The 13,028-nt window shown below is 47.6% G+C and carries 13 protein-coding genes; 9 read left to right on the top strand and 4 right to left on the bottom strand.

Annotated features, from left to right (window positions below):
* Positions 1–127 precede the first annotated feature (127 nt).
* Together PTW35_RS08700 and PTW35_RS08695 are read right to left on the bottom strand one after the other, a co-directional pair.
* Positions 128–1,213: a hypothetical protein gene (locus PTW35_RS08700; RefSeq protein WP_281027339.1), complete on the bottom strand. Its 1,086-nt coding sequence runs from the start codon at positions 1,211–1,213 to the stop codon at positions 128–130.
* A 163-nt stretch (positions 1,214–1,376) separates the two neighbouring features.
* Positions 1,377–1,880 (bottom strand): hypothetical protein, encoded by a 504-nt coding sequence (locus PTW35_RS08695; protein ID WP_281027338.1) that lies wholly within the window; start codon positions 1,878–1,880, stop codon positions 1,377–1,379.
* 460 nt (positions 1,881–2,340) lie between these two features.
* Between PTW35_RS08695 and sbcB the strand changes: the two genes are divergently transcribed.
* The 8 genes from sbcB to PTW35_RS08655 all read left to right on the top strand — a co-directional run bounded on the left by sbcB (position 2,341) and on the right by PTW35_RS08655 (position 10,299).
* A complete protein-coding gene (gene sbcB / locus PTW35_RS08690; RefSeq protein WP_281027337.1) occupies positions 2,341–3,762 on the top strand; it encodes an exodeoxyribonuclease I in 1,422 nt (473 codons plus the stop codon).
* Positions 3,763–3,975: 213 nt separating this feature from the next.
* Positions 3,976–4,515, top strand: a complete 540-nt coding sequence (locus PTW35_RS08685) for a hypothetical protein (RefSeq protein ID WP_281027336.1) — start codon at positions 3,976–3,978, stop codon at positions 4,513–4,515.
* Between the two features lie 87 nt (positions 4,516–4,602).
* Positions 4,603–4,944 (top strand): CidA/LrgA family protein, encoded by a 342-nt coding sequence (locus PTW35_RS08680; protein WP_281027335.1) that lies wholly within the window; start codon positions 4,603–4,605, stop codon positions 4,942–4,944.
* Positions 4,941–5,621, top strand: coding sequence for a CidB/LrgB family autolysis modulator (locus PTW35_RS08675; RefSeq protein ID WP_044623278.1), 681 nt, complete (start codon positions 4,941–4,943; stop codon positions 5,619–5,621). The genes PTW35_RS08680 and PTW35_RS08675 overlap by 4 nt, the downstream gene beginning before the upstream one ends.
* 189 nt (positions 5,622–5,810) lie before the next feature.
* Complete coding sequence (gene cdd, locus PTW35_RS08670; protein WP_044623277.1) at positions 5,811–6,698, top strand: cytidine deaminase; 888 nt, start codon at positions 5,811–5,813, stop codon at positions 6,696–6,698.
* A 119-nt stretch (positions 6,699–6,817) separates the two neighbouring features.
* Positions 6,818–8,149 carry an IS4 family transposase gene (locus PTW35_RS08665; RefSeq protein WP_281025016.1) on the top strand — a complete coding sequence of 444 codons (1,332 nt, stop codon included), beginning with the start codon at positions 6,818–6,820 and terminating at the stop codon, positions 8,147–8,149.
* 122 nt (positions 8,150–8,271) lie between these two features.
* Complete coding sequence (locus PTW35_RS08660; protein WP_044623276.1) at positions 8,272–9,162, top strand: DMT family transporter; 891 nt, start codon at positions 8,272–8,274, stop codon at positions 9,160–9,162.
* A gap of 162 nt (positions 9,163–9,324) precedes the next feature.
* Positions 9,325–10,299, top strand: coding sequence for a TAXI family TRAP transporter solute-binding subunit (locus tag PTW35_RS08655; RefSeq protein WP_281027334.1), 975 nt, complete (start codon positions 9,325–9,327; stop codon positions 10,297–10,299).
* A gap of 94 nt (positions 10,300–10,393) precedes the next feature.
* Here PTW35_RS08655 and PTW35_RS08650 read toward each other — a convergent pair whose 3' ends face one another.
* A complete protein-coding gene (locus PTW35_RS08650; RefSeq protein ID WP_044624475.1) occupies positions 10,394–10,798 on the bottom strand; it encodes a hypothetical protein in 405 nt (134 codons plus the stop codon).
* Positions 10,799–11,122: 324 nt separating this feature from the next.
* Between PTW35_RS08650 and purT the strand changes: the two genes are divergently transcribed.
* Positions 11,123–12,298: a formate-dependent phosphoribosylglycinamide formyltransferase gene (gene purT, locus PTW35_RS08645; protein ID WP_044623274.1), complete on the top strand. Its 1,176-nt coding sequence runs from the start codon at positions 11,123–11,125 to the stop codon at positions 12,296–12,298.
* A 73-nt stretch (positions 12,299–12,371) separates the two neighbouring features.
* Here purT and PTW35_RS08640 read toward each other — a convergent pair whose 3' ends face one another.
* Positions 12,372–13,016 (bottom strand): thiopurine S-methyltransferase, encoded by a 645-nt coding sequence (locus PTW35_RS08640; protein ID WP_281027333.1) that lies wholly within the window; start codon positions 13,014–13,016, stop codon positions 12,372–12,374.
* Positions 13,017–13,028 lie beyond the last annotated feature (12 nt).

Raw genomic sequence — 13,028 nt, 5'->3', positions numbered from 1 at the left:
TTAGCCGCATAAAGGTGTGAGCAACGCTACCACGAAACCCAACCATACCACCGTAAACATAAAACCCAACGATGGAATGAAAAATGCCAAGCGTTGGGAATCACTCTTAAATGCTTTGTTATGTAAATTACCTGAAGAGTTCATCAACACAAACATTTTTGAGATCAAACATAGACATATGACCATTTATTGAATGTTCGTTAAGTGCATGAATATCGCCAGTATCGAACCTAAAAAACAAATTTCTCTGTTTATCTCCAGAGATAGTAACGTGAAATGACAGAACGAATTGAGTGATGTCAGACTTTGAGTTCATTAGAACTTTAGCAAAACTATACCCATACTTCGCAACCTCTTCTTTGAGCTGTTCTGGCGTAGTATTATTAATTTCAACATAGATATTGAAATGTGCTAGGTTTCCTTTAGAAGGGAATAAATACATTTTAAGCTCACCATCGAGAAAGCTCGATGGAGTCATTGGATCCAACTCATGATACCCATGATTTACAAGATATTCTTTGAGGTGCGAACGCTCTATTTCATAGCTTCTGTCATCCTCTTTCGGCTCATCAGTGTCCAGTTTATGCGTTAATTTAAACTCAGTGTCCGTGAATGAGAAAAACTCCGGAATAAACATTGTAAGCTTAAACAGGGTATAGCAAAGCACAAGTAAACAGGAATAAAACATTGCTACTTCACTGAGTTCTAGAGTCAGCCCATTTTTTGAAGAAAGCATATAAGGATACAAGACAACAAAGAAAGGTGGCACCAAATGCACAGCATTTCGTAATGTACCTCGATTACTTATATATCGAAAGTAGCGACGAATTGAACCGTATTGTCGAGGTACAAACTTGTGCGAGTTGAGAGTGATTATATACCCCTCTTCTCGCGCATAATCGAGTGTATTAACCAGAAAGAAAATGCAAAAGGCGAACTGAACAAATGCTGTCACCTGATTACTATCAGGTAAATACAGAACCAAAAAAGGAAGTAAAGTAAGATACGCCAACGAAAGCAAAACTTGCTTACCAAAATACAAATAAAGCAAGACATACATTCGTCGCGAATACTTGAAGGAGGTAAACCCACTTTGCAAAATGAATAGCATTGCTGCAAAACCAATACCAAGCAAAACTCCTGCTACAGAAACTAGCATTGCGTAAAACGACTGTATATTTACAGGTAGAGTTGGCTCTAGCAGACTGTCCAAGTTTAAATTACTCCAAATTATTGAGATTTACATAACGCCGGCAATAAGGTGTGCCCCACTGAACCAGCAAAGCGCACCAAACTCCATACCAAAACCGCCGAGTGTAACGCATCACCTTGATTGCTTTGTTATAAGTGAACACGCCTGACTTGTGAGGAATGCCCTATCTTTTTCTTTTTTGAGTACACTTGTTACAACGCTGCAATCCATTTACTGCTGGCCAATGTATAGGGTTCGTTAAAGGGTGCTGGAACATTTCCTCGTAGTATTTTTCAACCACTTCTAAATCAATATTGTTGATAGGTAATCCCTGTTCCATTTTGTGGATAATATTTTTGTTCGCTTTTTGGCGATATTCCTTAATTTTTGTGGGCCAGAGTTGCCCTCTAATGCAATGTTCACATATCTTAATTTTTTTCCCATTATGTTCATACAACATCTTTGCCACACGAGAAAAGTAAGCTGTATCGGCTACACGAACCATAGTCACTACAACTAAACCATGTTTTATCCGTTCATTTAGTGCTTCAGATTGCCTATACGAGACAATCGCTTCACTAGCTAGCCCCATTGGTACCAATAAACAATTCAAGGGAAGAGCCAATTGATTATCGCCAACAATTTTTGCACCAGCTTTAATCATCCAATCATTTGGAGATATAATCATTTCGTCTACCTCTCACTTATAACATTTTATTTCACGAACACCGTTCGTATATCTTCCGGGTACCGCTGAATAGACGAAGAAGATTAACGAAACGAGTTCATTTAAAATGCAGCCAGTAGCTAATCAAACCACTCTCGCTCAATCCTTCAGCACAACGTTCTGTATGTAACCATATGTTATTGATGGTGTAAATAGTTTAACTGACAATGATGTCTAGAAAATCTGTCAACCTTCCATCCGCCAATCTGGTGTTTTGGCCTGTCGAGCTCAATTCCATCATGAATTTACCTTTGCACCTTGCCTCTTTGCGGCGAGTTGCGGGATACTTAACTAATCTGAGTTTTTAAGTGTTGAACAGCTAAAAATATGTGTTGTATCAGTGCTTAAATTCCAACCAATTTTAAAAAGCTACCGTGAGAACTAACACTTAATATCAACACGGTGGCTTCTGGAAAACACTATGAATGAAACCAATGAGCCAACCCTGTTTTGGCTGGATTATGAAACCTTCGGTGCCAATCCGGCGCTAGATCGCCCGTGCCAGTTTGCCGGGGTGCGTACCGACATGGACATGAACATTATCGGTGAGCCGCTGGTGATCTACTGCAAGCCACCGGTGGACTACCTGCCTTCACCTGAAGCTTGCCTTATCACCGGGATCACACCGCAGGAAGCCCATGAGAAAGGCTTGCCTGAGCCTGAGTTCATTGCCCGTATTCACCAGGAGCTGTCGAAGCCCAATACCTGTGTGATCGGCTACAACAACGTACGCTTCGATGATGAAGTGACCCGCTATACCCTTTACCGCAATTTCTACGACCCATACGCCTGGAGCTGGCAAAACGGCAACTCACGCTGGGATTTGCTGGATATCATGCGTACGTGCTATGCGCTTCGTCCGGACGGCATGAACTGGCCGACCAATGAGGACGGCCTGCCGAGCTTTAAGCTGGAACACCTATCGGTTGCCAACGGTATTGAACACGCCAATGCGCACGATGCGATGGCCGATGTGTATGCCACTATTGAATTGGCAAAAATCGTTAAGCAGAACCAGCCAAAGCTGTTTGACTACTTCTTCAAGCTGCGTAATAAGCGTAAGCTGCAAGAGCTGGTAGATATCGTGGAAATGACCCCGCTGATGCATGTCTCTGGCATGTTCGGTGTCGAGTGCGGCAACACCAGCTGGATCGTACCGATGGCATGGCACCCTGATAACAAGAATGCGGTAATTACTGTGAACCTGGCCATGGATCCGACCCCGCTGATCGAGCTCCCTGCCGATGAGCTGCGCGAACGGCTCTACACCAAACGGGTTGATCTCGGCCCGGATGAACTGCCTGTTCCGCTGAAACTGGTGCACTTGAATAAATGCCCGGTCCTTGCGCCGGCGAAAACGCTACGCGCCGAAGATGCCGCCCGTATCGGTATCGACCGCGAAGCTTGCCTGAAGAACCTGGCGACCTTGAAAGCGCATCCGGAAATCCGTGAGAAGCTGTTGGCGATATACAGTGTCGAGCGAGAGTTTGAAAAACATGACAACGTCGACGCCATGCTGTACGACGGCTTTTTCTCCAACGCCGATCGCTCAACCATCGATATCATCCAGAAGACCCCTGAGGATGAACTGGGCAAGCTGGAACTAAACGTCAGCGACAAGCGCATCAAGCCGCTGCTGTTCCGCTACCGTGCCCGTAATTTCCCGATGACACTGGATTACCAAGAGCAACAGCGCTGGAAGCACCATTGCCAGGATTTCTTCGAAGAGAACCTTCCAGGGTATATTCAAAACCTCGAAGCCGTTGCCATGGAGCACCAATCGAGCGAGAAGAATATGAAGATCCTAAAAGCTGTCTACGATTACGTACAAACACTGGTGTAAATTAGGCACTTTGCTGTTGTTTGATTCTGTCACTAGCTGACTGAAATAAATGTAGAAAAAATTAGCCCCTTGCGCGCACGCCGCCAAGGGGCTTTTTATCGCCAATGATTCTTCGTTGTGAGATTGCGCAACACCGCATGAACACCAACACTAAATAGTGATGGATTTGAAATTGTCATTCATGGATTCGAACGATGAATTGTAGTGATTGATATGACAACACAATCTTTAACACGCTGCTTCCGCTTTCCCGAGGTCGACTTCGAGCCAGATGTACACCTGCTGGTATGGCGCGACAAAACGGAAACACCGCTCACTTTGCATGAGTCTCGATTACTCGAGGCACTGTGCTATTGTGCCGGCGAAGTGATCAGCCATGAGCAGTTGCATAACAAAACGTTCAGCCAGCTTGATCCCTATGAGGATGGCACCAATCAGCATTACGATCTCAACACCATTCTCAAGCCGTTGGCCGCAAAACTCGAGCGCCAGGGGAAAATGGCCATTCCCATTGAGGTTGTCCCACAATACGGCTTCAGGGTGCCGCTGCCCGAGAAAATGTGTCGACTCGTCCATGAACCTGACAAAGCCGAAAAGAAAGAAGCCCTGCCTTCACCAGAGCACGACAATCACGAGTTCAGATCTGCCACAGAAGAAATAGTCAAAACCAGTGTGGTGCACAAAATCTCTGTTGCTGTGTTGGCATTGATGGCTTTTGCCGTCATTGTCGCTTCATTTACCGGCTATTTATAAACCTCTTAAAACCGGCAACTAAGTGTGGCTTAGATCACATTTATTTTGTATGATAAATGAGTTTCTTCTACCACACCTGAAGGGCTCATGGCTTATCTACGATCTTTTTTCATCATATTTATCTGCCTGATGATAGGCAAAGGCATCCAACACCTTACAGGTTTAGCCATTCCCGGTAGCATTATCGGCATGCTGATTTTGTTCACCGCTCTCTCAATGGGCATTATCCCCGCCCACTGGGCAATGCAAGGCTGCCATTTGCTTATTCGCCATATGGCACTGCTGTTCGTTCCTGTTGGCGTCGGCCTAATGAACTACCTCGATCTTCTCACCAACAACACCCTTACCATTCTTCTCAGCACTATCGGCAGTAGCGTGGTGGTATTCGTGGTTATTGGCTTGGCAACACACTATAAGGAAAACCAATGATCTGGCTGCTGACTACCTTGGTCGTGTTCTACACGGCACGCTATATTTCAAAACATATCCAGCATCCGATTGTTAACCCGCTTCTGATCTGCCTGGTTGTGATCATCCCGCTACTCATGTGGCTGGAGGTACCTTATGAAACCTATTTTGAGCAGAACAAATGGATCAATGCCCTACTCGAGCCCGCAGTCGTTGCTTTGGCGTTCCCTCTGTATGAGCAACTTAGCCAGATCCGCCAAAAGTGGAAGGTGATTTTCTCTACCTGTTTAATCGGCAGCGTACTGTCGATGATCACCGGCGCCGGTATTGCCCTTGCGCTCGGCGCAGATGCGCAGCTGACGGCATCTATCCTGCCTAAATCGGTGACAACGCCTATTGCGATGGCGGTGGCCGAACAAGTTGGCGGACTCCCTTCGGTTGCCGCTATTATGGTAATTATCGCTGGCTTATTTGGCGCGGTACTGGGTTACCCCCTATTTCGTCTTATCGGCGTCAAAGCGCCAATTGCCAAGGGGCTTACCATGGGTACGGTATCCCATGCTTTGGGTACGGCAAAAGCCGCGGAGGAGAATTATCAGGAAGGGGCATTTAGCTCGTTGGCCCTGGTGATCTGTGGTGTGATCACCTCTATTTTGGCGCCAATATTGTTTCCGCTCATCATAGCTGTGTTTAGCTAAGCTGTGCTGGTAATCGAATACAAAACTAAATGACTGATAATAATCTATAATTTTTTTATAACCTGTGTGACCCGACTCGCATTAATGCAAACAATGAAACGATTCATTGTTAAGTGTGATCGAGATCACTCAATTATAGGATTAGCAAGCCTACAATGTTTCTCCATACACAAGACGGAGTGAAAACTCATGCACACTAAAGTAATGGATGCTTTAGGCGCTCTACCCACTGATCTAGCTTCTGCAATCAAACCTGTGCTAGAAGCCGAGAATTTCGATGCCACCTTAAGCCCTGAGGTGTTTGCTCAGTTAATGTCGAAAACCAACATGACTGACAGTGAATTGCGTGTAGCATTACTTCCGCTTGCGGCCGCTTATTCTGTTGCACCTATCTCTAATTTCTATGTTGGCGCGATTGTTCGTGGTCAATCTGGTACGCTTTATTTCGGTGCTAACATGGAATTTGTTGGTGCTTGCCTTTCCCAAACGATTCACGCAGAACAATCCGCCATCAGTCATGCTTGGGTGAAAGGCGAAACCGGCATTTCAGATATCACCATCAACTACAGCCCATGTGGCCACTGCCGCCAGTTCATGAACGAACTGACTACGGCCAAAGAACTCGTCGTTCAGTTGCCTGAGCGCGCTGCTAAGTCGCTACAGGAATACTTGCCTGAATCTTTCGGCCCGGCCGATCTGAATATTACCGATGCACTGCTGGCTAAAGTTGATAATGGCGTTACAACCGAAGCTACAGAAGCCCTTGTTCAACTAGCTTGCCAGGCTGCAAACCGTGCTCATGCGCCTTACACCAAGAACTTCAGTGGTGTGGCACTAAAAGCCAAAGACGGTAAAACGTTCATTGGTATGTATGCTGAAAACGCAGCATTCAACCCTAGCCTTCCTCCTCTTCAGGTTGCACTGGTTAACATGAATATGGCGGGCTATTCACTGGCTGACATTGAAGAAGCGGCACTGGTGGAAAAAGCTGACAGTACTATCAGCCACCTGTCTGATACGCAGACGACACTAGAAGCGCTGAATCCGGATATTCCGTTGTCTTATGTGGCAGCATAAGCGCATCGTATTAAAAAACCGCCTACGGGCTAACACCGATCAGTTAAGCCATTGATCAGTTGAATGATCCTACGGTTGAGTGAAAATACCCTCAGACATTAAGTATGAGGGTATTTTTTATGTTGGCACATTGGCTGATCGATGTTGATGATTTTGCTTCACCTGACTCACTCTCTTTGTTTCAAAAAGAGTTGCCTCTTGAGTGGATTCAACAAGCACTCGATGACACCAACAAGGCAAGTTTAAGGCGACGGAAGCTACCTGCTGAGCTTGTGGTCTGGCTTGTTGTTGGGATTGGTTTATACCGTGATAGACCGATTACCGATGTACTTGATAAGCTAGACCTTAAGCTTTCCAGTTCTCTAGGTGAGTCCATTGCTCCGAGTGCGATCCCCCAAGCAAGAAAACGGTTAACAGCTAAGCCTCTCGAAGCCCTATTTACATTAACTTCACAGCATTGGGTACAAACAGAGGATAGTGAAGATACATGGTTCGGGTTAAAGCTTTTCTCTGTAGATGGCACGCAATTTAGGACCCACGATACCCCAGCCCTTGCAGAGCATTTTCAATACGTTAAGCACAGTAAAACTCGCCATACTGAATACCCAGTTGTAAGGCTATGTGCACTCTGCTCCCTCCGAAGTCGGCTAATCCATAATGTCGCTTTTGGTCCTAGCTACAAGGGTGAAGAAAGCTACGCCAAGCAACTCATTTCCTCTGCAACAGCCAACTCCCTTACTATTTTCGACCGATGCTATTTAGGTGCAGAGTTGATGATTAACTGGCAAAACCAACATGGTTCTAGCCACTGGATGACTCCCATTAAATCCAATACAAAGTACACAATCATAGAGCAGTTAGATGAAGACGGGCGTGACTTGATAGTAGAAATGAATGTTTCTCAACAAGCTCGCAAAAAAGATCCTCATCTGCCTGAAAAGTGGCAGGCTAGACTTGCGCTTTATCCAGAAAAAGATCAACCCAATCATATCAAAGGGGTTTTGACGTCCCTAACAGACAAAAAATATGACCTGCAATCCTTGCTTAATGTTTACTTCGAACGATGGGAAATCGAAAACAGTTACGGGGAGATAAAACACGACATGCTTGAGGATGAGATCCTACTTCGCAGTCAATCAATCGAAGGTGTTGAGCAGGAGATCTGGGGCACCTTAATTGCCTATAATCTAGTCCGGTTGGAAATAAGCCGAATAGCGAAAGAAGCTAAAGTGTCGCCTTTACGGATCAGTTTTATGATGGCTTTGAGGGATATCCAGGATGAATTAATGTGGTGTGCAATCGCATCGCCCGGCTCAATACCCAAGAAGTTAAGGGCAATGCGAGAGCGAGTAAAACGTTATATTTTGCCTGAGCGAAAAAAACGGCCCAAATCAAGGACCGTTCGTATCAGTAAAACTCGCTATGTGGTTCGCTCCAAGCATCTTAATTGATAGGAGTTAGCCTACGGGCGGTTTTTTTGTATTTGTGAACCCTTGGCGGGCAGAAAGCAGTTTTTTCTTTCTATGGGTAGGTGTATGATTTTCAAGTTATAAACTCAATAAAACATTAATTCATGTCTCATCAACACAACCCGATTCAAGGGGCAAGCTGGATGATTACTGCCGGCTTGGCTTTTGCGATAGTCAACAGCCTGGCACAGTATCTCAGCATGGTTCTCCACATTCCATCGACCACTGTTGCCCTATTCCAGTATTTCATTGCCTTGGTGGCCATTTTTCCCTGGCTAAGAACCCTCGGTCTCCGTAACGCACTTCGCACCCAATATTTCGGCCAGCACTGTTTTCGCGTCTTGCTAGCGGTTGTCGGTATTCAGCTTTGGCTCTGGGCCCTGGCCTACCCAGTGCCTATCTGGCAAGGGATCGCGCTGCTTATGACCTCTCCGCTCTTTGCTACGATTGGCGCAGGCATGTTCTTAAAAGAGAAGGTCGGCACTGCACGCTGGATCGCAACCCTTGCGGGCTTCAGCGGTGCCATGATAATTCTTGAGCCATGGTCAGATGGGTTCAGCTGGGCGACATTACTGCCCGTAGCCGCCGCCTTTTTCTGGGCGTGCTACTCATTGATGGTAAAGAAAATGTCGGCCAGCGAATCACCAACCACCATTGTGGTATACCTGCTGATCCTCATTACCCCGTATAACCTGTTCCTGGCCGTTCCGGAATTCACCCTGCCACAAACCGGGTTCACCTGGCTGCTGCTTGGCGCAGCTGGCTTGCTAACGGCACTGGCCCAATGGGCTATCGCGAAAGCTTATGCTGTCGCCGATGCCTCGTTTGTCCAACCGTTCGATCACGCGAAGCTACCCCTGAACGTGCTTGGCGGTTGGCTGGTATTTGGCTGGGTTCCGCCAGGAAGGCTGTGGCTTGGCGCTGCGATTATCATTACCTCCGTTGCCTTTATCACCCAATGGGAAAATAAAAAAGCTGCCCCCGCAGAAAGCTAACCCTGCTCTGCACTCAAGCCCCCAAGCCTGCATAACATCATTATGCGCTTGGGGTGTCTTATTCCCACGACAAGTCTCACATCGCCACCGTCTACACTCTCCCTAAACCAAGCCTTTTGAAGTTACTGGGGTATATAACCAACCATATATGAGGTTTACGGAATGTCTTGGCGTGCTTTAACTTTCTCATTTCTCTGCGGCGTTCTGCTATCGCTCTCCTTGCTGTCTCATGCCCAATCCTTTGTCACGATCGGTACTGGCGGTGTAACCGGCGTTTACTACCCGACAGGAGGCGCCATTTGCCGATTGGTCAACAATGGCAGGAGTCAACACGGTATAAGATGTTCGGTCGAATCTACCGGAGGATCGATTTTTAACATTAACAGCATCCGCACCGGTGAACTCGATCTGGGAATCGCCCAGTCAGACTGGCAGTATCACGCCTACAACGGTACCAGCAAGTTTAAAAACAGAGGCCCGTTCAAGTCACTGCGCTCGGTATTTTCCATCCATCCCGAACCCTTTACCGTGGTTGCCCGTGCCGACTCGGGCATCAAACGCTTTGAAGATCTCAAGGGCAAACGGGTGAACATCGGCAACCCGGGCTCGGGTCAACGCAATACGATGGAAATGCTGATGAAAGCCTATGGCTGGACGAAAAAAGACTTTGCCCAGGTTAGCGAATTAAAGGCGTCTTACCAGTCACACGCCCTGTGCGATAACAAAATCGATGCCATCGTCTATACCGTTGGCCACCCTAGCGGTGCAATCAAGGAAGCGACGACAGCCTGCGAGAGTGTGATTGTCGATGTCTCTGGCCCTGTGGTGGACCGATTGGTTGAGGAGAACAGTTTCTATCGCACGACAACCATACCGGGGAGAATGTATCGCGGTAACAACCACGACGTGCAAACCTTCGGGGTCGGTGCCACCCTTGTGTCATCAGCGGCAGTGGACGAGAGGATTGTCTACGAGATGGTGAAGTCGGTTTTCGAAAATTTCGATACCTTCAAAAAGCTCCATCCCGCTTTTTCCCTCCTAGAGAAAGAGGAGATGGTGTCGGATGGGCTCACCGCTCCACTCCATGATGGTGCGAGGAAGTATTACCTAGAGGCCGATTTAATCGAAAAAGAATAACCCTGCAACCAGTAATCCACCATACTCCCAACAGAACACCAAACAAAACGAGGAGCCGATATGGCTCCTCGCTAATTGCATCTTGGGATTTCGCTTAGAAGCGAATACGGAAGCCTAGCTGGCCTTCCAACTCAAGATCGACATCTTCAACCACGTAAAGTGTTGGGCCGACCTCGCCATAGAACTCAAAGCTGTCAACCGGCACTTGGAAACCAATCCCGCCGCGTACACCAAGCTTGTTGTATTTATTATCTACGTACTGAGCACCAACAAAGGTGTAAAGGTTATTCATACCTGGATCTTTGGTTAGCGAACCTAGGTTAAAGGTTTTATCGAAAGCCAGACCAAAATCGTCGATACCTAGCGAGAAGCGCAAATCATGGTGCTTATACTGGATACCAGACATAGGGCTACCAAAGAAGATGCCGACAGCTTGTGACGCCTGAGCTGAAAATGGAACCGCCATCATCAGTCCGAGAGCTAGCAGATATTTTTTCATGATGTAATCAATGTCGTTGCCAAACAAAACTGCGGCTAATCTAACGGTAAAACGGGGCAAATTCGAGCCTAAAGCAGACTAATGACATAACTTTGACAATCATGACAGAATATTGCTGAGATTTCGTTGTCTCCTCCCGCCCGGCCAAGGCGAGCAAAAAGCCACCAGTTCGCATCAACAACAAACACTATGCTTGATAACGAGTTAGCCAATAGAAAACGATTTTATGCTATCGCTAAAAAACCACGCGCAAACGTTTGCGTTGATGGGTGATTGCTGTATGATCCGCACTAGTTTCACGTCACCTCCAGTAAAGGAATTCCAATGTTAGGATCTGCCACCCGCTTAAACGCAACGCGTGTACTTCTTCTTGGCTCTGGCGAGCTTGGCAAAGAAGTCGCCATTGAATGCCAACGCCTTGGTCTGGAAGTTATTGCCGTTGACCGTTATGCCGATGCACCGGCAATGCAAGTTGCCCATCGCAGCCATGTTATTGACATGTTAGATGGTGAGGCCCTGAAGCAGTTGATTGCCGATGAGAAACCCGATTACGTTGTTCCTGAAATCGAAGCGATTGCCACTGATACCCTGGTTGAGCTGGAAGCCGACGGCCTGAATGTCGTACCGACCGCCAACGCAACCAAGCTAACCATGAACCGTGAGGGTATCCGTCGCCTGGCCGCAGAAGAACTTGGCCTGACGACTTCCCCTTACCGTTTTGCCGACAACTATGACGATTTCAAAGCTGCGGTAGAGCACGTCGGTATTCCTTGTGTCGTGAAACCTGTAATGAGTTCGTCTGGCAAAGGCCAAAGTGTTATCAAGTCGCAGCAAGACGTAGAGAAAGCCTGGAGCTATGCCCAGGAAGGTGGTCGCACCGGTGCCGGACGCGTTATTGTCGAGGGTTTTATCGACTTTGATTATGAAATTACCCTACTGACGGTACGCGCTGTCGACGGAACCCACTTCTGTGCGCCAATCGGCCACCGCCAGGAAGATGGTGACTATCGCGAATCATGGCAGCCGCAGGTCATGTCAGCAGAAGCTATCAAGGCAGCTGAGTACGCCGCCGGGAAAGTGGTAAACGCTCTGGGCGGCTACGGTATCTTCGGCGTGGAGTTGTTCGTCAAAGGCGACCAAGTGATCTTCAATGAAGTCTCCCCTCGCCCACACGATACCGGCATGGTCACGCTGATCTCTCAGGAGCTGTCTGAATTTGCCCTGCACGTCAGAGCTTTCCTTGGTATGCCAATCAACACCATTCAACAGTACGGTCCGTCGGCTTCCGCGGTCGTGCTGGGAGAAGGCGTATCCAACAACATCCGCTTCGATAACCTTGCTACTGCGCTTGCTCGCCCGAACACGCAAGCTCGCCTGTTTGGTAAGCCAGAAATCAATGGCCGCCGTCGCCTCGGGGTCGCCCTGACCCGCCGTAATAGCATTGAGAGCGCCGTTGAAGATGCCATCGCCACTGCCGCTGATATCAAAGTCGTTTACTGATATCTTTCGCTAGCGCAGACCGATCAAAAAAGGAGCCTACGGCTCCTTTTTGTCGTCTATGCTCACCAGGGCTTTATGCCACAGTGATCACCCATGTCTCTTCGGCAAAGCGGGTTAAACCACGCTTACGGCGAGGGTGAGACTCATCAGCTTCGTCACGCGCCAAGTGGCGGATATCGCACCCGGCAAACAGGGCCTCAATTTCCTCCTTGACCACCGAGAATGGAGGACCGTCCATTTCATGCTGCGGGTAATCAAGAGTAATTAACAGAATACGCCCACCCGGCTTGACCATGGACAACAGCTTCTGGGTATAGCTCTGGCGCATTTCCTGCGGCATCGCGATCAGCGCAGCGCGATCGTAGACAATATCGACCGGCTCGACTTTAGCCATAAAGAAGTCACCACAATGGATGGTGATTTCATCAAACTCGTAAATAGACTGGCCATTGCCCATCGGGATAACAAGCGGCGTGTAGAAGTGCTCGGCAAAGTATGCGCGAACGGCAATTTCACTCAGCTCGATACCAACCACTTTGTTGTGCTTAGTCGCAAGCCAGGTCAGGTCGACGGATTTACCGCACATCGGCACCAGCACCGCATCCTCACGGGTAGGCTTTACCTCCGACCAGTATTTTTCCAGCATTGGGTTGGTATCATCAAGATGAAAACCGATTCGGTTTTCGGCCCAACGGCTATGCCAAAATTCTGCATCCATTAATCATTTTCT

The organism is Photobacterium sp. DA100 (assembly GCF_029223585.1).
Classification (GTDB): domain Bacteria; phylum Pseudomonadota; class Gammaproteobacteria; order Enterobacterales; family Vibrionaceae; genus Photobacterium.
Note: the sequence above shows the minus strand (reverse complement) of the source record. Positions and strands in the feature narration are given on the sequence as shown.

What these genes read in the sequence shown, in the direction of transcription:
- sbcB (WP_281027337.1), top strand. Translation starts at nt 2,341, where the DNA reads ATGAATGAAACCAATGAGCCAACCCTGTTTTGGCTGGATTATGAAACC.
- PTW35_RS08650 (WP_044624475.1), bottom strand. Translation starts at nt 10,798, where the DNA reads ATGAAAAAATATCTGCTAGCTCTCGGACTGATGATGGCGGTTCCATTT.
- PTW35_RS08675 (WP_044623278.1), top strand. Translation starts at nt 4,941, where the DNA reads ATGATCTGGCTGCTGACTACCTTGGTCGTGTTCTACACGGCACGCTAT.
- PTW35_RS08665 (WP_281025016.1), top strand. Translation starts at nt 6,818, where the DNA reads ATGTTGGCACATTGGCTGATCGATGTTGATGATTTTGCTTCACCTGAC.
- PTW35_RS08655 (WP_281027334.1), top strand. Translation starts at nt 9,325, where the DNA reads ATGTCTTGGCGTGCTTTAACTTTCTCATTTCTCTGCGGCGTTCTGCTA.
- PTW35_RS08695 (WP_281027338.1), bottom strand. Translation starts at nt 1,880, where the DNA reads ATGATTATATCTCCAAATGATTGGATGATTAAAGCTGGTGCAAAAATT.
- PTW35_RS08685 (WP_281027336.1), top strand. Translation starts at nt 3,976, where the DNA reads ATGACAACACAATCTTTAACACGCTGCTTCCGCTTTCCCGAGGTCGAC.
- PTW35_RS08680 (WP_281027335.1), top strand. Translation starts at nt 4,603, where the DNA reads ATGGCTTATCTACGATCTTTTTTCATCATATTTATCTGCCTGATGATA.
- PTW35_RS08640 (WP_281027333.1), bottom strand. Translation starts at nt 13,016, where the DNA reads ATGGATGCAGAATTTTGGCATAGCCGTTGGGCCGAAAACCGAATCGGT.
- cdd (WP_044623277.1), top strand. Translation starts at nt 5,811, where the DNA reads ATGCACACTAAAGTAATGGATGCTTTAGGCGCTCTACCCACTGATCTA.
- PTW35_RS08660 (WP_044623276.1), top strand. Translation starts at nt 8,272, where the DNA reads ATGTCTCATCAACACAACCCGATTCAAGGGGCAAGCTGGATGATTACT.
- purT (WP_044623274.1), top strand. Translation starts at nt 11,123, where the DNA reads ATGTTAGGATCTGCCACCCGCTTAAACGCAACGCGTGTACTTCTTCTT.